This is a genomic window from Psychrobacter sp. CAL346-MNA-CIBAN-0220 (genome assembly GCF_040309805.1).
In the GTDB taxonomy this organism is placed as follows: domain Bacteria; phylum Pseudomonadota; class Gammaproteobacteria; order Pseudomonadales; family Moraxellaceae; genus Psychrobacter.
In genome coordinates this window covers 1-254 of sequence record NZ_JBEOPF010000519.1, presented here as the reverse complement: position 1 = coordinate 254, position 254 = coordinate 1, and the positions used below count along the sequence as shown (strand labels likewise).

1 protein-coding gene is annotated in these 254 nt (G+C 44.5%); it reads left to right on the top strand.

Annotated elements, in window-relative coordinates; all coding sequences use genetic code 11:
- Window positions 1-127: 127 nt before the first annotated feature.
- Window positions 128-254 (top strand): 2-C-methyl-D-erythritol 4-phosphate cytidylyltransferase (locus AAEY88_RS14620; RefSeq protein ID WP_407074470.1); only part of this gene is annotated, 127 nt, incomplete at its 3' end.

Sequence of the window (254 nt, the reverse complement as noted above, 5' to 3'; positions counted from 1 at the left end):
CAGCAGTGCCTATTTGTGAATGTTCAACACGCCCTAAAATCTTTTTTTTAAATCTAAACCTCTTTTTCACTTCCTCCCCGTCCTATCATCATGGACTCCAACCATGAGTATCAATCAAAACCACCTTATGAATACCACACCTAATATACACGCCATGATTGTCGCCGCTGGTCGCGGTAGTCGCTTCGGTGCGTCTATTGCTAAGCAATATACAATCTTGCAAGGGCAGACTTTGCTACAGCATAGCGTGGCAC